This window comes from Rhodococcus sp. IEGM 1370 (assembly GCF_033142325.1).
GTDB lineage: Bacteria > Actinomycetota > Actinomycetes > Mycobacteriales > Mycobacteriaceae > Rhodococcoides.
On record NZ_JAWLRY010000001.1, the window covers coordinates 527898 to 547786 of the forward strand.

The 19889-nt window shown below is 65.0% G+C and carries 1 protein-coding gene (only partly in view); it reads left to right on the plus strand.

The annotated features are described in order from the left end of the window. A protein-coding gene (locus tag R4P47_RS02590) for a non-ribosomal peptide synthase/polyketide synthase (protein WP_317784015.1) crosses the window boundary here: on the plus strand, positions 1-19889 show its 5' portion. The gene runs 10309 nt beyond the window's last position; 19889 of the gene's 30198 nt are visible here — the first part of the coding sequence; it begins with the start codon at positions 1-3; the stop codon falls past the right edge of the window.

Genomic DNA, 19889 nt, shown 5'->3' on the forward strand with positions numbered 1-19889 from the left:
TTGGACCCGCTAGCTGTTGGAGATGTCGGAGACGGCAACGAGAGGGTCGGCCCGCAGCACTCGTCGTTCCCCCTGTCGTCGGCCCAGTTGGGAATGTGGTTCGCGCAACACGTCGATCCCTCGGTTCCCGCGAACATCGCCCAGTACGTCGAGTTGAGGGGCGAGCTCGACGTCGAGCTTCTTCGACGCGCGTCCTCCCAGGCCGCTCTGGAATTGCAATCCGGTTTCGTGCGCATCACCGAGATCGACGCCGAACCCCGGCAGATCGTCGATCCCACCCTCGACGACTCGCTCGGCCTGCTGGATCTGCGCGACGAGAAAGACCCGCGGTCCGCGGCGCTCGCGTGGATGCACGCCGACTACAGCGCGCCGATCGACATTCTCGAGGATCGACTGATCGCCGCCACGGTTCTGCGCATCGAGGACGACGTCTGGTTCTGGTACGAGCGAGTGCACCACGTGGTACTCGACGGCTTCGGTGCCGTCACGTTCATGAACCGCGCTGCGGAGCTGTACACGGCGGCGGTCGAGGGCGTCGAGCCGACGAAGAATCTTGCCTCGGACCTGACGAAGGTCTACGACATCGACATGGCCTACCGCGATTCGACCCGTTTCGAGGCCGACCGCGAGTACTGGGCGTCACGCATCGACGGCATCGACGGAGTCACCACCCTCGCCGGGCACACGGCTGCGCCTGCCGCGAAGAGTCAGATCGACACCACAGCTCTGTCCACCGAGACGATGGAACACCTCGAGGCCCTGCGCGCCGAGACCGACACGACGATGGCCACCATCGTCATCGCGGCGTTCGCGACCTACCTCGCGCAGATGACCGGACGTGAGGACGTCGTGCTGTCGCTGCCGGTGACCGCACGTACCACCGCGGTGCTGCGTCGTTCCGGCGGCATGGTGTCCAACGTCGTGCCCCTGCGTTTGGACGTGGCCGGCGACACCACTGTCGAGACCATGCTGGCGCGCGTCAACGCCGAGGTCTCGGGAGCCCTGCGGCACCAGCGGTACCGGCACGAGGACATCCGCCGCGACGCGGGCGGAGCCAGCGGTCAGGCATCCTTCTTCGGTCCCTGGGTCAACATCATGCTGTTCTTCGGCGAGGTGCGTCTCGGTTCGATGGTCGGCGGCATCAACATCCTTTCGACCGGCCTCATCGAGGACTTCGGGCTCAACCTCTACACCAGCGTCGCCGGGTCCACGACCCATATCGACTTCGAGTCCAACCCCAACCTGTACGGACCCGACCAGTCGGGCCGAAACCACGAGCGCTTCGTCGACTTCCTCGGCCGGTTCGTGGCATCGGGACCGACTGATCCGGTGTGGAATCTGGCTCTGACGGACGGTGCCGAACGAGATCTGGTCGTCGCCGAGTGGAACGCCACCGAGCACGAGACCGAACCGGTCACGTTGCTGTCCGCGTTCGAGGCTGCTGTTGCGGTGAATCCCGACGCGACGGCTCTGGTGTACGAGGGCGAGGCGCTCACCTACGGCGAACTCTCGGCCCGGGTGAATACGCTCGCTCGCCACCTGATCGACATGGGCGTCGGCCCCGAGACGCTCGTCGGCCTCTCGATCCGTCGTTCGTTCGACCTGGTTGTGGGCATGTACGCCATCGTGGCGGCCGGTGGTGCGTGGGTGCCCATCGACCCCGACCATCCAGCCGAGCGCACGGCGTACATTCTGGACTCCGCGCAGCCCCGGTGCGTGCTGATCTCCTCGCGGGACGACGTTGCACTGCCCGACGGAACCGAGACGGTAGCGGTCGACGTCCTCGATGACGTCTCACGATCGTCGGCACCGATCCGGGATGCCGAACGCACTGCACCACTACGGCTTTCGAATACCGCCTACGTGATCTACACGTCCGGCTCCACCGGTCGGCCCAAGGGTGTCGCGGTGGAGCATGCGGCAATCCACAATCAGATGGAGTGGATGCTCTCCGAGTATCCGATGGACGAGTCCGACGTCTATCTGCAGAAGACGGCAACGACGTTCGACGTCTCGCTCTGGGGTTTCTTCCTTCCTCTGCGGGTCGGTGCGACCATGGTGCTCGCGACTCCCGACGGCCATCGAGACTCGGTCTACGTGGCAAACAAGATTGCCGAGCATCGCGTCACGGTCACCGACTTCGTGCCGTCGATGCTGACGGTGTTCGTATCCAACGCGCCGATGAACACGTGCAGTTCGCTGCGCCACGTGTTCGTCATCGGCGAGGCTCTGCCGGTCGAGACGGCGACGGCATTCCGCTCACTGTGCCGAGCCGGACTGCACAACCTCTACGGCCCCACCGAGGCCGCAGTCTCGGTCACCTACCACCCCAGTAGCGCTGCGGACACTCGGTCCGTGCCCATCGGCGTCCCCGAATGGAACACCAAGGCGTTCGTCCTCGACAGTCGCCTGCGCCCAACCCCGATCGGCGAGTCGGGTGAGCTCTATCTCGCCGGAGTCCAGCTTGCGCGCGGCTACGTCGGGCGACCCGATCTGAGCTCGGATCGCTTCGTGGCCAACCCCTTCGGAGTCCGTGGGGAGCGGATGTACCGCACCGGCGACCTGGTGCGCTGGCGTGCCGACGGGGTGCTGGACTACATCGGTCGTACCGATTTCCAGGTCAAGTTCCGCGGACAACGCATCGAACTCGGTGAGATCGAAACGGTGCTGCTCTCCCACGAATCCATCTCGCAGGCAGTGACGTTGGTGGTGCAGACGGTCACCGGCGACCAGTTGGTCGCCTACGTCGTCCCGTCACCGGGAAGTGCCATCGAATCGGCCGAGGCGATCGAGTTCGCCGGGCACTCGCTGCCCTCGTACATGGTGCCCGCCGCAGTCGTCGTTCTGGACGCGCTGCCGCTGAACACCAGCGGAAAGCTCGACCGAAAAGCGTTGCCGGAACCGGTGTTCAGCAGTGCCAAGAAGTATCGCGCACCGCACAGTCGGGCCGAATACGTCGTCGCGGGAATCTACGAGGACCTGCTCGGCGCTTCCAAGGTCGGCTTGGACGAGGACTTCTTCGAGCTCGGCGGCAACTCGCTGATCGCCACGCAACTGGTGACGCGGGTCGGCAGCGCTCTCGGAGTGCGCCTCGGTGTCCGAGAGTTGTTCGAGGCGCCCACCGTCGGTGCGCTGGCGGCTCGTGCGGAATCGGCAGCTCGCCTCTCGTCCGATACGCCGGTGCTCGAATCCCGCGAGCGGCCCGAGCGCATTCCGCTGTCGCCGGCGCAGCAGCGCATGTGGTTCCTCAACCGCTTCGACCCGACCACTGCGGTGTACAACCTGCCGTTCAGCGTGCACCTGACCGGGCCTCTCGACGTGGTCGCGCTGTCGACGGCGTTCGCCGATGTCGTCGAACGACACGAATCACTGCGAACGATCTACCCCGAGGTGGACGGCTCACCCGAACAGGTCGTTCTCACCGCGGCCAGAACTCCCGCGAAGATCCTTCCGGTTCGCGTCGAACGGCACGAATTGGGCGACCGCCTGCACGAGTTGGTCGCCAAGGGCTTCGACGTCACGATCGACACCCCGTTCCGGATCGCCCTCTTCGAGATCTCTCCGACCGAGCACGAACTCGCCATGGTGCTGCACCACATCGCTGCCGACGGAGCATCGTTCGGCCCACTGGCACGCGATGTCCTCGTCGCGTACTCGAGCCGAGTCAAAGGGCGCACACCCGAGTGGACGCCCCTCGAGGTCCAATACGCCGACTATGCGCTGTGGCAGCGTGCGGTACTCGGTCCCGAGAACGAACCGCTGTCGTTGGCCGCTCGTGAAATCGCCTACTGGAGAGCCACTCTCGAGGATCTGCCGGACCAGCTGACCTTGCCGTCGAGCAGGCCACGTCCGACCGTGTCGTCGAACGCGGGCAGCAAGCTGCGCGTCGATGTTCCGGCACCGTTGCATGCCTCGCTGACGAGTCTTGCTCGGTCGAACAACGCCTCGCTGTTCATGGTCATGCAGTCGGCGTACGCGCTGCTGCTCGCCAGGCTCAGCGGCACCACCGACATCGCCATCGGAGCACCGGTGGCGGGCCGCGGCGAACCCGCGCTCGACGACCTGGTCGGCATGTTCGTCAACACCCTGGTGCTGCGCACCGAGGTCGATCCCGCGTTGTCGTTCGAGGATCTCCTGGCACGAGTTCGCGACACCGACCTGTCGGCGTTCGCGCACGCCGACGTTCCGTTCGAGCGCCTGGTGGAGGTCCTCAACCCGGTACGTTCGACGGCCCGGCACCCGCTGTTTCAGGTCGCGATCTCGCTGGAATCGGCCATGTCTCGCGAACTCACGGTCGGTAACTTGCGTGCCGTGGCCGCCGAATTCGACGTTCCCATAGCCAAATTCGATGTACAGCTGTGGCTGACGGAGCATCTCGACGACGGGGTGCCCGCGGGCGTCGGCGCGGTCTTCGAGTACGCCACAGATCTGTTCGACGAAGAACTGATCGAGAGTTTCGCTCGCAGATTCCTGGCCATTCTGGACGCGGTCGTCGCCGACCCGACGGTTCCGGTCGGCGATGTCGTCATCGTCGATGCGGCGGAGTACCAGTGCGTGGCGTCGCAGTGGAACTCCTCGGGTGTCGGCGTCTCCGAGGAAGCGACGCTGGCCGACCTGCTCGACTCGGCGGGGGCCAGCAACCCGGACGGTATCGCGGTGCGCTTCGGTGGCACGTCGATGACCTATGCCGAATTCGGTTCGCGCACAAATCGTCTCGCCCGCGCGCTGATCTCCGGCGGCGTCGGTCCCGAGAGCCTGGTCGCTGTCGCGCTGCCGAGGTCGGCAGAGCTCGTGGTCGCTCTCGTCGCGGTGATCAAGGCAGGCGGCGGTTACCTGCCGGTCGATCCGAGCTACCCACTCGACAGAGTCGAGTACATGCTCGACGATGCCCGCCCGACCACCGTGTTGTTCTCCGGTGCAGACCGGGTCGAGTTGCCGTCGGACGTCCAGTCGCGTGCCGGTGTCGCATTGCTCGACATGGACACGATCGACCTGTCCTCGGTGCCCGACGGTCCCATCGCCGATGACGAGCGAACACGCGCCCTGCGGCCCGAGAACATCGCCTACGTCATCTACACCTCGGGTTCGACCGGTCGCCCGAAGGGCGTGATGATCCCGCATCGCAACGTGGTTCGACTGCTCGCCAACACCGATTCGGTCTACGGCTTCGGTGCCGAGGACGTGTGGACCATGTTCCACTCCTACGCATTCGACTTCTCGGTGTGGGAGTTGTGGGGACCGTTGCTGTACGGCGGCACGTTGGTTGTCGTCGACTACTTCACGTCCCGATCCCCGGAGGCATTCCACCGACTGCTGGTCGACGAGCGGGTGACGGTGCTCAACCAGACTCCGTCGGCGTTCTATCAACTGTCCGAGGCCGACCGCACCGCAGCATCCGCGGGCAGCGACCTCGCGCTGCGCTACGTGATCTTCGGCGGCGAAGCTCTCGAACAGCGTCGGCTCACCGGGTGGTTCGAGCGGCACGGAGACCGTGCGCCGCAGTTGATCAACATGTACGGCATCACCGAGACCACCGTGCACGTGTCCTACCGCGCACTCGATACCGCGTCCGTGCGGACGCGAGCATCGGTGGTGGGCAAGCCCATTGCCGGTCTGCGCGTATTCGTGCTCGATACCCGCCTGCATCCGGTTCCAGTCGGTGTTCCCGGTGAAATGTACGTGGCCGGTGGACAACTCGCGCGCGGGTACCTCGGCCGTCAAGATCTGACCGCCGTACGCTTCGTCGCAGATCCGTTCGCATCCGAGTCCGAACGCGGCACGTTGCTCTACCGCACCGGTGACCTTGCGCAGTGGAACAGCGCAGGCGAACTCGAATACCTCGGCCGCTCCGACGACCAGGTCAAGATTCGTGGTTTCCGCATCGAACTCGGCGAGATCGAGGCAGCTGTCACCGCTGCACTGTCCGTCACTGCGGCCGCGGTCGTCGTCCGAGAGGACGTACCCGGTGCCGTGCGCCTCGTTGCCTACGTCGTCTCCGCCGAAGCCGACGGGCAGCGGCTGATCGACACCGACGAGCTGCGATCCGGTGTGGCAGAAGTCCTTCCGGAATATATGGTGCCGTCGGCCTTCGTGGTTCTCGACGCGATCCCGTTGACGGTGAACGGCAAGTTGGATCGTCGTGCTCTCCCCGCGCCGGTGTTCGAGGTCCGTGAATTCCGGGCTCCGACAACACCCATCGAAGAAATCGTCGCGGATGTGTTCGCCGACGTATTGGGAGTCGATCGTGTCGGTCTCGACGACGATTTCTTCGAGCTCGGCGGAAACTCGCTGATCGCAACGCAGGTGGTGTCGCGGCTCGGTGCCGCGTTGGACGCTGCCGTCCCGGTCCGGATGCTCTTCGAGGCATCGACGGTGGCCTTGCTCGCGGTGCGGGTCGAACAGGCAGCGGGGGAGGGCGGGCGGATAGCGCTCGTCTCCACCGTCAGACCCGCGCGCATTCCGCTGTCGCTGGCTCAGCAGCGCATGTGGTTCCTCAACCGCTTCGACACCGGTTCGGCGGCGTACAACATTCCGTTCGCACTGAAGCTGACCGGCGAACTCGACGTTGCCGCGCTACAGGTGGCAATCATGGACGTCATCGACCGCCACGAGTCGTTGCGTACCGTGTACCCGGATACTGCGGACGGTCCGGAGCAGAGCATCCTGGATGCCGCTCAGACGGTGCCGAACCTGACGCCCATCGAGACGACCGCTGCCGACATTCAGCGGCAGGTGTTCACGCTTGCGTCGACCGCGTTCGACGTGACGGTCAACGTGCCCATTCAGGCACGCCTGTTCCAGATCAGCTCCCGCGAGCACGTGATCGCCATGGTGGTGCACCACATTTCGGCCGATGGTTGGTCCATGGGGCCGCTGGCCCGAGACATCATGATCGCGTACGCGGCCAGAACTGCCTGGGAACACCCGGCATGGATGCCGCTAGCAGTCCAGTACGCCGATTACAGCCTGTGGCAGCGATCGGTTCTGGGCTCCGAGGACGATCCGACGTCGCTGATCAGCAGTCAGGTCGACTACTGGGCCGACATGCTCGCCGGGGTTCCGGACCAACTCGATCTCCCCACCGACCGGGCGCGTCCGAGCCGGCAGTCGTTCGACGGTGCGTCGGTTCGATTCGAGATTCCCGCCGACGTCCATCGGCAGCTGTCGGCGCTGGCGCACCGGCACAACGCGTCACTGTTCATGGTGGTCCACGCGGCCCTCGCGGTACTGCTGGCGCGGCTGTCCGGTACCGACGACATCGCAATCGGTACTCCCGTGGCAGGCCGAGGTGATGCGGCGCTCGACGACGTGGTGGGGATGTTCGTCAACACGCTCGTACTGCGGACCGACATCGATCCGAACCGAACCTTCTCGGAGCAGATCGGGCGCGCCCGCGAGGTGTCCCTCGGTGCGTTCGGTCACGCCGACCTACCGTTCGAGCGACTCGTGGAAGTACTCAACCCCACGCGTTCGCAGGCTCGGCATCCACTCTTCCAGGTGATGTTGTCGTTCGAGAACCTCACACGGACACACGTCGACCTGCCCGGACTGTCGGTCGACAGCGTCGCCCTCGATGCCGAGGTCGCCAAATTCGATCTGCAGCTCACGTTGACGGAGCGGCTGACCTCGACCGGTCAGGCGGACGGCCTGAATGCCGAATTCATCTACGCCAGTGCACTGTTCGACCAGTCGACGGTGTCGTCGTTCGCCGACAGGTTCCTGTACGTACTCGCCGCCGCGGTGGAGGACTCGAACGTCAAGGTAGGTGATATCGAGCTCTTCGACGCCGTCGAGCGCGGTCTGATCCTCAAGACGTGGAACAAGACCGACCATGTCCTCGACACCGGAACGACGTTGCTCGACGCTTTCGATGCACAGGTAGCGGCACGCCCCGACCGGATCGCAGTCGTGTTCGACGGGGCAGCAGTGACGTACGGAGAACTCGACGCGCGGATCAACCGCGTGGCTCGCGGACTCGTTGCCCAGGGCGTCGGCCCCGACACCCTCGTCGCCGTGGCCATGCGTCGATCACTCGAGATGATCGTGGCTCTGTACGCCGTGGTTCGCTCCGGCGCAGGCTACGTTCCGGTCGACCCCGATCAGCCCGTCGAGCGCAACCACTACATTCTCGAGGCTGCGCAGCCTGCGGTTGTCATTACGACGGTCCGCGAAGGCTTCGACGTACCGTCTGCGGCAACGGTGTCGACGATCGAGGATCTCGAGTCGAGCTCTCTGCCGTCGAGTGCGCTCACCGATGCAGAGCGGCGTGGTCCGCTGCGGTCGGCCAACGTGGCGTACGTGATCTTCACGTCGGGTTCGACGGGACGACCGAAGGGTGTGGCGCTCTCGCATGCGTCGGTCGTCAATCAGGTGAGCTGGCTCGTGGATCAGTACGACCTCGATTCCGACGACGTCGTCCTGCAGAAGACTCCCTTCACGTTCGACGTGTCGGTGTGGGAGTTGTTCGGGACGTTGGCCGCCGGGGCTCGGCTCGTGGTGGCCGAGCCCGACGGCCACCGTGACCCTGCGTACCTCGTATCGGTTGTCGAAGCCGAAGGTGTCACGGCAACGTCGTTCGTGCCCTCGGTCCTGTCGGCATTCGTCACGGCGATCGGAGACGGCGGTTGCGCCTGCCTTCGTCACGTCTTGGTGGCCGGCGAGGCTTTGCCGGTGTCCGTGGTCGATGCGGCTGCAGCGGCACTGCCGGGCGCGCGAATTCACAACCTGTACGGACCTACCGAGTTCGCCGTCCACGCAACAGCCCGCCCGGTGGCCGGTGTGCCCGGACGACGGGTGTCGGGCGTGTCCGCACCCATGGGCTCGCCGGTGTGGAACACCCGCGTCCTGGTGCTCGACGCGAGACTGCGCCCGGTTCCCATCGGGGTCGCCGGTGAGCTGTATCTGACAGGAGCGCAGGTCGCGCGCGGTTACTTCGGGCGAGCCGATCTCACGGCCGAGAGGTTCGTGGCGTCCACGTTCGAGGACGGTTCCCGGATGTATCGAACCGGCGACCTCGTGCGCTGGTCTGCGTCGGGTGAGCTCGAGTATCTCGGGCGCTCGGATTTCCAGGTCAAGCTGCGCGGCCTTCGGATCGAGCTGGGCGAGATCGAGGCCGCATTGCTCGGCCACCGCTCGGTCGCTCAGACAGTGGTCGTGGTTCGGTCGGATCGACTGGTCGGATACGTGGTTGCAGCCGCCGGACATTCGGTGGATACCGGTGCCTTGCAGAATGCGGTGTCGACCGTTCTCCCGACGTACATGGTCCCGTCGACTTTCGTTGTTCTCGACGAGTTGCCGCTGGGTGGATCGGGCAAGCTGGACCGAAATGCGTTGCCGGAACCGGTATTCGAGACTCGCGCCTTCCGTCCACCCCGGACGCCGGTCGAGGAAATCGTGGCGGGCGTGTTCGCCGACGTACTGAGCGCGCCGCGCGTCGGTCTCGACGACGATTTCTTCGAGCTCGGCGGAAACTCACTCATCGCCACGCAGATCGTCGCGCGGGTGGGGTCGGCTCTCGGAGCACGTATTCCTGTACGAGTTCTGTTCGAGGCGTCCACCGTCGAGGAATTGGCCGCACGAGCCGAATCGCACGTCGGTGACAGGCGGGTTCCGTTGGTGGCGGCCACCAGGCCCGGCACCATACCGCTTTCCCTTGCGCAGCAGCGCATGTGGTTCCTCAACCGCTTCGATACCGAATCTGCGGTCAACAACCTTCCCGTCGCCATCCGGCTGTCGGGGAATCTCGACATCTCTGCTCTGCAGGCGGCGATCGGCGATCTACTCGACCGTCACGAATCGCTTCGTACCGTCTACCCCGAGACCGATGGTGTTGCAGCACAGGTGATCCTGCCGACCTCGTCGGCGATTCCGGTGTTGTCTCCGGTCCCGGTGAGCGAGGACGAGCTGTCCGCGCGAATCTTCTCCCTCGCTTCCTCGGGTTTCGACGTCACCACCGAGGTCCCGCTGCGTGCGGAATTGTTCGCGGTGGCGGACGAGGAGTACGTGCTCGTATTCGTGGCGCATCACATCAGTGCCGACGGTTGGTCCATGGGCCCACTGACGCGAGATGTGGTGGTGGCGTACGCGGCACGGGCAGTGGGAGAAGCGCCGGTCTGGGCACCGCTTCCGGTGCAGTACGTGGACTACACGCTGTGGCAGCGCGAGGTGCTCGGTGACGAGACCGATCCGAACTCGCTCATTTCCTCGCAGGCGGCGTTCTGGCGGAGTGCCCTGGCCGGACTGCCCGAGGAACTGGTCCTGCCGTTCGATCGCCCGCGGCCGATGGTTCAGTCCTTCGACGGCGGAATCAGCCGATTCCGGATCGAGCCCGAGCTCCACGCGGAGCTGGTCGGCTTGGCTCGACGTACCGGAACCACACTGTTCATGGTGGTGCACACGGCTCTTGCCGTGCTTCTCGCGCGGCTGTCCGGGACCTCGGACATTGCGATCGGCACACCGATTGCGGGCCGCGGCGAGGCCGAGCTCGACGACGTGATCGGCATGTTCGTCAACACCCTCGTTCTGCGCTCGAACGTGGACGGCAATGCCGGCTTCACGGATCTGCTGCAGCACAATCGAGAGAGCGATCTCAAGGCGTTCGGACACGCGGATGTTCCGTTCGAGCGACTGGTGGAGATCCTCAATCCGGAGCGTTCCACCGCCCGGCATCCTCTGTTCCAGGTTGCCTTGTCGTTCCTCAATCTTCCCGAGACCGGTTTCGAGTTGCCGGGCCTGAAGGTCGAGGCGGTCGAGTTCGACGTGGAGGTGGCCAAATTCGACCTGTCGCTGGTGCTGACCGAGCACACGGATCCGACCGGCGCACAGACAGGTATCTCGGCCGAATTCACGTACGCCACGTCCTTGTTCGACGCGTCGACGGTCGACGCTTTCGCACGCCGATTCGTTCGGATCCTCGAGGGTGCGGTCGCCACGCCGGAACGGCCGGTCGGAGATCTGACGATCCTCGACGACCTCGAATACGACTGGCTGACACACGTGCACGGCGACGAGGTCACCCACGGTGGCACTCTGGCCGAGATCTTCCAGCGCGGGGTCGAGATCAATCCGGACGGTGTCGCAGTTCGCGCCGACGGGCAATCGATCACGTACCGGGAACTCGACGCCGCCTCGACGCGCCTGGCGCGTGAGCTGATCCAGCGAGGTGCAGGCCCGGGCGAGATCGTTGCTCTGGCATTCCCGCGTTCCTACGAGATGGTGCTCGCGGTGTGGGCGGTCGCGAAATCCGGTGCGGCACATCTTCCTGTCGACCCGACGTACCCCCTGAGCAGGGTGGAGCACATGCTCGGGGACTCCGGTGCCCTGTTCGCGATCACGTCCGCTCGGTACGCGGACGATCTACCGACCAGCACCCACTGGCTGACGATCGACGATCCGGAGTTCCGTACGCGCGTGGCCCAGTGGTCCGACGCGCCCATCATGGACGCGGACAGAACGTCGCCTGCCGCGATGGACCATCCGGCATACATGATCTACACCTCCGGCTCGACGGGAAAGCCCAAGGGCGTCCTCGTCACGCACAGCGGACTCGGCGGCGTACTCGATGCCGCGGCAGATCTCTATCACCTGAACTCGAGCTCGAGGTTCCTGCACATTTGTTCCCCGAGCTTCGACCCGTCGGTGCTGGAGTGGATGGCAGCGTTCTCGGAGGGTGCGACCCTCGTGGTCGTACCCGCATCGACCATCGGCGGCGAGGATCTCGCCGAACTGATCCAGGCCGAGCAGGTCACTCACACGATCATCACACCTGCCGTACTCGGAACGATGGATCCGGCGGGTATGGATTCCCTGCAGGTCGCGTCGGTCGGCGGCGACGTGACCACACCGGACCTGCTCGCTCGATGGGCGGCAGGACGCAAATACTTCAACGGCTACGGTCCGACCGAGACGACCATCATCTCGACGTTCGCCGAACTCCGACCGGGCATGCCGATCACCGTCGGCCGGCCGATCCACGGAATGTCCGCCCTCGTTCTCGACGGTCGACTCAACCCGGTGCCGGTCGGCGCTGCGGGTGAGCTCTATCTCGCGGGAGGTGCGCTGGCGCGCGGCTACCACGCCAGGGAAGACCTCACAGCGTCGCGATTCGTATCGAACCCGTTCGGTGCTCCCGGCACTCGTATGTATCGAACGGGCGACGTGGTGCGGTGGACCTTCGGATCCGACGCCGTGTCGATGGACCCGGCAGCGGTGAACATCGAGTTCGTCGGACGCTCGGATTTCCAGATCAAGGTCCGTGGATTCCGTGTCGAACTGGGCGAAATCGATGCTGCGCTCGTACAGCACGAGAGCGTGTCCTACGCGGCGACGCTCGGCCGGGAACTCCCCAGTGGGGCAACGGGACTGGTGGCGTATGTGCTTCCGGTCAAGGGTGGGGTGGTCGATGTCGATCAACTGACCGAATTCGTTGCACGGTCGTTGCCGAGCCATATGGTGCCCGCGTCGATCATCGTGCTGGATTCGGTTCCACTCACCCCGGTCGGAAAGCTCGATCGTGCTGCGCTGCCGGAACCGGTGTTCACGGAGCAGCAGTTCCGCGGAGCGAGCAACGAGATCGAAACGATCATCGCCGAGGTGTTCGCCGACGTATTGAACATGGAACGAGTCAGCATCGACGAGTCGTTCTTCGCGCTCGGCGGCGACAGCATCGTCTCCATTCAGTTGGTCTCGCGTGCCCGGGCGAGGGGTATCTCGTTCACGCCCCGTGACGTCTTCGAGCGCAAGTCGGTGGCAGGCCTGGCCGAGGTCGCTGCCGTGCTCGGTGACACCGAGGAACGGCAGGTTCTCGAGGAGCTACCCGGGGGCGGGATCGGTCCGCTCGCACTCACTCCGATCATGAAGTCGATCGTCGAAGCGCCGGGTGGATTTGCTCGATTCGCGCAGTCCGTTGCGGTCGTGCTGCCGATCGGAATCGGCCACGGGTTGCTCATGCGGACCATCGGCGCGGTCATCGATCATCACGACGTTCTCCGCTCCGTCGTCGAACATGCCGAGGGCGGGGAGTGGACCTTCCGCGTCCGTGACACCGGAACCGACGACATCGAGAACATGGTGGTTCGGGTCCTCCTGGACAGCGCAATCGACGACGCCTCGCTCCGGACCCGCGCGGAGCACGAGCTGGACAAGGCGAAGGGCCGACTCGATCCCGAATCGGGCAGGATGCTCGAGTTCGTCTGGTTCGATTTCGAGCGTGCCGACTCCGCTCGTGCCGACTCCACTTCGGGGGCGGCAAGGCCCGGAATACTGCTCATCGTCGCCCATCACTTCGTAGTCGATGGTGTCTCGTGGCGAATTCTGTTGCCCGACTTGGCTGTTGCCTGGGCGCAGGGATCGGCCGAGCAACCGATCTCACTCGAGCCGATCGGTACCTCGATGCGGCGGTGGGCTCACGGACTCGTGGACGCCGCGCACGATCCCGCACGAGAAGCCGAGGTCGACCGGTGGATCGACACGCTCGCAGGAAGCGACCCGCAGCTGGGGTCGCGACGGTTCGACCCGTCCATCGATACGTTGTCCACTACCGACCGAGTGGACGTGGAACTGTCCGGCGAGATCACCGACGCCGTGCTCACCGGGCTTCCCAGCGCGTTCAACGGCGGGGTCAACGATGGATTGCTCGCAGCTCTGACCTTGGCGCTGGCCCAGTGGCGATCACGCAGAGGCACCGAGTTCGACGAGTCGTTGATCAAGCTGGAAGGCCACGGTCGCGAGGAAGGCATGGTCCCCGGTGCCGATCTCGCTCGTACGGTCGGCTGGTTCACCAGCGCATTCCCGGTCCGAGTCGACCTCCGCGGCATAGATCTACGAGAAGCATTCGCTGCCGGGCCTGCGATGGGCTCTGCCGTCAAGGCGGTCAAGGAACAACTGCTCGCCGTTCCCGACAAAGGCATGGGCTACGGACTTCTTCGGTACCTCAACGGTGAAACCGCCAAGGTTCTCCAGGCGGCTTCGAACACGCCGCAGCTGAGCTTCAATTACCTGGGACGCGTCACGACCGCCGGCATCTCGGAGGAGCTCACCGGTGGCGCATGGCTTCCGTCGACCGTGTTGGCCGACATCGGGGCTGCCGGTGACGCCGACATGCCTGCCAATGCTGTCGTCGACGTGAACTGCGCGGTGGTCGATACCGACGACGGACCGCGACTCACCGCCAGTTTCACCTACCCCCAGGGTCTGTTGACGCGGGAGAGCGTAGTCGAATTGGCCGATCTCTGGACGGCTGCGCTCGGCGCTGCCGCCGAGCACGTCGCAGTCGAGGGTGCAGGCGGTCTCACCCCGTCGGACGTGCCGTTGGTGTCGGTGTCGCAACACGATCTCGATGTGTGGGAGCGCGATTTCACCGGTGTGGCCGATGTGTGGCCGCTTGCTCCGCTGCAGTCCGGACTGCTGTTCCACGCTCTCATCGCACAGGCGACAGTCGACGTCTACACGATGCGGGTGCAACTGAAGCTGACCGGCACTGTCGACAGCGGGCGGCTTCGCGGTGCCGCTCAGGCACTTCTCGACCGGTACGAGAACTTGCGGACCGCCTTCGTGCAGAATGCCGACGGCACGTCGGTGCAGTTGGTTCTCGACGATGTCGAGGTGCCGTGGCGCGAGGTGGATCTGAGCCGTCTGGCGAGCGGTGAGCGTGAACTCGAGTTCGAGGCACTGCGAGTGCGGGACAAAGCGGAACATTTCGACCTCACCTCGGCCCCGTTGATGCGCTTCACCCTGGTGAAGTTCTCGGATTCGGAGTATCGGTTCCTGGTATCGAGCCATCACCTGTTGCTCGACGGATGGTCGACTCCGCTCCTCATGCGAGATCTGCTCGCGCTGTACGCCCTTCGAGGCGATCCGTCACCGCTGCCGCGCGTGCGCTCGTACCGCTCGTTCCTGGCCTGGGTGGCCGAACAGGACGCGTCGGCGTCCAGACGCACCTGGATCGACGCGTTGGCGGGAGTGGACGAGCCGACCACCTTGTCCGCGGTGGATCAGAACCGCGCCGTCTCCGCCGAATCCGGAGAACTCTCGCTCGATCTGAGTCCCGAACTGTCCTCGTCGCTGCAGTCGGTCGGGGCCGGTCTCGGCGTGACTCTCAACACCATGGTTCAGGCTGCCTGGGGGCTGCTCCTCGGGCGCTCGACCGGACGTGACGACGTCGTGTTCGGCGCGACCGTGTCGGGCCGTCCGGCCGGACTGACCGGTGTCGAATCGATGGTGGGCCTGTTCATCAACACCCTGCCGGTGCGAGTGCGTTTCGATGGGCACGAGTCCATCGAACGAACTCTGGTTCGCTTGCAGGGCGAGCAGGCAGATCTGCTCGACCACCACTACTTGGGCCTCAACGAGATTCAGCGGGCCACCGGACTCGGTGCGCTGTTCGACACGCTGACGGTGTTCGAGTCGTACCCCGTGGACGAAGCCGGTCTCACCGAGCAGGCGAAGAACATCGACGACATGTCGGTGGCGGATGTCGCGCTCGAGGACGCAACCCACTACCCGTTGACACTGCTGATCGCAGTCGACGACCGCGTGCACCTGAAGTTGAAGTATCTGACCGACGTCTTCGATGCCGGCAAGATCTCGACGATGATGGGGCGGCTGGAGCGGATCTTCGAGGCCTTCGCGGCGGAACCGACGCGGGCCGTCGGGGATGTCGATCTGTCCGATCCGAACGAGCGGGCTCTGCTGGCAGAAATCAACGACACCGCCTACGAACTCGACGAGTCCGCAACGTTGGTGTCGATGTTCGACGCGCAGGTTGCAGCAACCCCCGACGCGACCGCACTGAGCTTCGAGGGCGAGTCGCTCACCTACATCGAATTCGACCGTCGCGCGAATCGCGTTGCCCGCGCGCTCATTTCGATGGGAGTCGGACCCGAGTCGCTGGTCGCAGTGGCGGTGCGTCGCTCCCTCGACCTGATGGTCGGTCTCTACGGAGTCGTCAAAGCCGGGGCCGGATACGTTCCGGTCGACCCGGACCAGCCCGCAGAACGCGTGCAGTACATTCTCGACACCGCACGTGTTGCGCTGGTGCTGACCACGACCCGAGACGACTTCGCAGTCGACGGGACGGCCGTCGTTCGGCTCGACGAGATGGACCTCGGCACCGTCTCCGACGCGCCGGTGTCCGATGCCGATCGCCTCGAATCTCTGCGGCCGAGCAACTGCGCCTACGTGCTCTTCACGTCCGGTTCGACCGGTCGGCCGAAGGGTGTGTCGATCAGCCACCGCAGCATCGTCAACCGGTTGGTGTGGATGCAGCGGGAGTACGAATTACGCGCAGACGACGTGGTGGTGCAGAAGACACCGGTGACCTTCGACGTATCGGTGTGGGAGCTGTTCTGGCCGTTGCAGATCGGTGCGCGGCTGGTGCTGGCCAAGCCCGACGGTCATCGCGATCCGGTCTACCTCGCCGAGCTGATGCACAACGAGAACGTGTCCGTGGCGCACTTCGTGCCGTCGATGCTCGCCGTGTTCGCTGCCGAGCCCACCGTGGTGAACGTCGACTCGCTCCGGTGGATCTTCGCGTCCGGTGAAGCGCTCCCGATATCCACGGCTCGTGCTGCGGTCACGTCGGTGCCGACCGCGGCATTGGTCAATCTCTACGGCCCGACGGAAGCGGCCGTCGACGTCACGTTCCACACGTTCTCGGCCGAGGACTCCATCGTCGTGCCGATCGGGCGACCCGTCTTCAACACCCGAGTACACGTGCTCGACGGCCGACTGCAGTCCGTGTCCGTCGGCATGGTGGGGGAGCTCTATCTCGCCGGAGTCCAGTTGGCGCGCGGCTACCACAGCAGGCCCGACCTGACGTCCGATCGGTTCGTGGCGGATCCCTTCGACGCTGTCGGCGGTCGGTTGTATCGGACCGGCGACCTGGTGCGGTGGAACTCGGCAGGTCGGCTGGAGTACGTCGGTCGCTCGGACTTCCAGGTGAAGTTACGCGGATTGCGCATCGAGTTGGGCGAGATCGAAGCTGCTCTCCTCGACGATGTTTCGGTGGCACAAGCGGTGGTGCTTGTGGTCGACGACCAGCTCGTCGCCTACGTGGTGCCGACACCCGAAGCGTCGGTGGACGTCGATTCGCTGACGGCGTTCACGGCATCGAAGGTGCCGGAATACATGGTTCCTGCCATGGTCGTCGTTCTCGACGCCCTGCCCCTCGGCCCCTCGGGAAAGCTGGATCGAAAGGCGTTGCCCGCTCCCGTTTTCGAGAGTGACGCAGAGTTCCGAAGTGCGGAGACGGACATCGAGCTCGTGCTGAGCGAGGTGTTCGCCGATGTGCTCGGACTCGATCGAGTCGGCGTCGACGATTCGTTCTTCGCCCTCGGCGGAGACAGCATCGTGTCGATTCAGCTGGTTGCGCGTTCTCGTGCCCGCGGAGTCGTCGTCACCCCACGGGACGTCTTCGAGCAGAAAACCGTCGCGCGTCTGGCAACGGTGGCGACCCTGCAGGGCGACGTCGTCGCGCGTGCAGTGCTCGACGAGCTTCCCGGTGGCGGCATCGGACGTATGCCCCTGATGCCGTTCGCCCGATCGATGGTCGAACGCGGTGGCTCGTTCCATCGATTCGTCCAGTCACTGACCCTGGAACTGCCCGTCGGTATCGACCGGAGCGGAGTGGTCGATACCGTTTCCGCCGTGGTCGACCGTCACGATGGACTTCGTGCAACGTTGATCCACGACGACGAGGGGTGGAGTCTGTCGATTTCCGAGCCCGGCTCGGTGTCGATCGATTCTCTGATCGACCGCACGGAGATCGCCCCCGAACTCGATCGGGACGCAGCGTTGGCGACAGCATCGGCGGCCGTGGACGAATCGATGAGCCACCTCGACCCGTATGCGGGTCGGATGCTGCGGTTCGTGTGGATCGACTTCGGTCCGCAGACTTCCGGACGTCTCGTCGTCATTGCTCACCACTTGGTCGTCGATGGTGTCTCCTGGCGAATTCTGGTGCCCGACTTCGTCTCTGCCTGGGCGCAGATCGCCGCAGGCGCGACGCCGGTCCTTCCGGATGTCGGCACCTCCGAACGCCGGTGGGCACATGCGCTGAACGAGGAAGCCCACAGCGGACGGCGTCGAGAAGAACTGGATCTGTGGCGTCGAATCGCGTCCACCGGTGACCCGATTCTCGGCACGCGCGCGTTCGATCCCTCGATCGATACCGAGTCGACGGTCGAGCGGTTGTCGGTCGTCGTTCCGGCGGCCGTGACCCGGGCTCTGCTCACCACGGTTCCCGAAGCATTCCGGGGTGGAGTGAACGACGGTCTGTTGGCGGCTCTGGCCCTCGCCGTCGAACGGTGGCGTTCGCTGCGCGGAATCGACGCACCTGCGACGGTTGTCCAGCTCGAAGGACATGGTCGCGAAGAAGAACTCGTACCGGGTGCCGACCTGTCGCGTACCGTCGGTTGGTTCACCAGCATGTTCCCGGTTCGGCTCGATCTGGCGGGCATCGATACTGCCGCCGCCATCGACGGGCAGGGCACGGCACTGGCGTCCGTCGTCAAGGCGGTCAAGGAGCAATTGCTCGCCGTTCCGGACAAGGGTATGGGCTTCGGCCTGCTGCGGTACCTCGATCGAGTTGCTGCAGAGGAGCTTTCGCAGTTGTCCTCCGGGCAGATCAGCTTCAACTACCTGGGGCGTCAGACGACGGGTGAGATGCCGGACGGAATCGACGGCTGGCTTCCTGCAACGGATTTCGACGATCTGACCATCGTCGGGGACCCGGACATGCCGGCCAACAGAAGTGTCGACATCAACGCGATCGTGCGTGGTTCGGGCGAGAATCCCGAACTTGCCGCGACTTTCGCGTTCCCGCGCGGGGCAGTGGACGAAGCCGACGTGCAGCAGTTGGCAGAGCTGTGGGTGACCGCGCTGACGACACTGTCCGAGCACGTCGCAGACGGATCCGCCGGTGGACTGACCCCGTCGGACCTGCCGCTCGTCACCCTCGAACAGAGCGACATCGATCGGTTCGAGGCGCAGTACCCGGCGGCGACCGACATCTGGTCGCTCGCGCCGCTGCAATCCGGTCTTCTCTTCCATGCCATGCTCGCGGACTCGTCCATCGACGTGTACACGATGCAGATGGTGCTCACCCTGAGCGGAGACGTGGACGCACCGCGCCTGCGCGGTGCCGCACAGGCACTTCTGGACCGGTACGACAACCTTCGGACCGCATTCGCCACCGCGGCGGACGGCTCGTCCGTTCAGATCGTGGTGGACGACGTCTCGGTGCCGTGGTCCGAGCACGACCTCTCCGACCTTCCGGCCGGTGAGCGGATGGCCGCGTACGAAGAACTCAGGGCCCGCGAGCAGGAAGTCCCGTTCGACACGACCGCACCACCTCTCGTGCGCTTCACCCTGGTGAAAATCGCAGCGGGGGACTTCCGGTTGCTGTTCGCGAATCATCACATCCTCATCGACGGCTGGTCCATGCCGCTGCTGATGAAAGACCTGCTGGTGCTGTATGCAGTTCGCGGCGATGCGGCGTCGCTGCCTCGGGTCGCGTCGTACCGATCCTTCCTGTCGTGGATCGACTCTCAGGACGAGGTCGAGTCGGCGGCAGCGTGGGCACGCGCGCTCGACGACGCACCGGAACCCACCATGCTGGCTCCGGTGTCGGCCGACCGCGACATCACCTCGCGATCGGGCGCGGTCGAGTCGGTGCTCACCGAAGAGTCGACAGCAGCGCTGACCGCACTCGGTGCCCGACTCGGCGTCACCGTGAACACACTCGTACAGGCAGCGTGGGGTCTTGTGCTCGCCGCTTCGACGGGACGTAACGATGTGGTGTTCGGTGCCACGGTCTCCGGCAGGCCGGCAGGTCTGTCCGGAGTCGAGTCGATGGTCGGCTTGTTCATCAACACCATCCCCGTGCGAGTCAG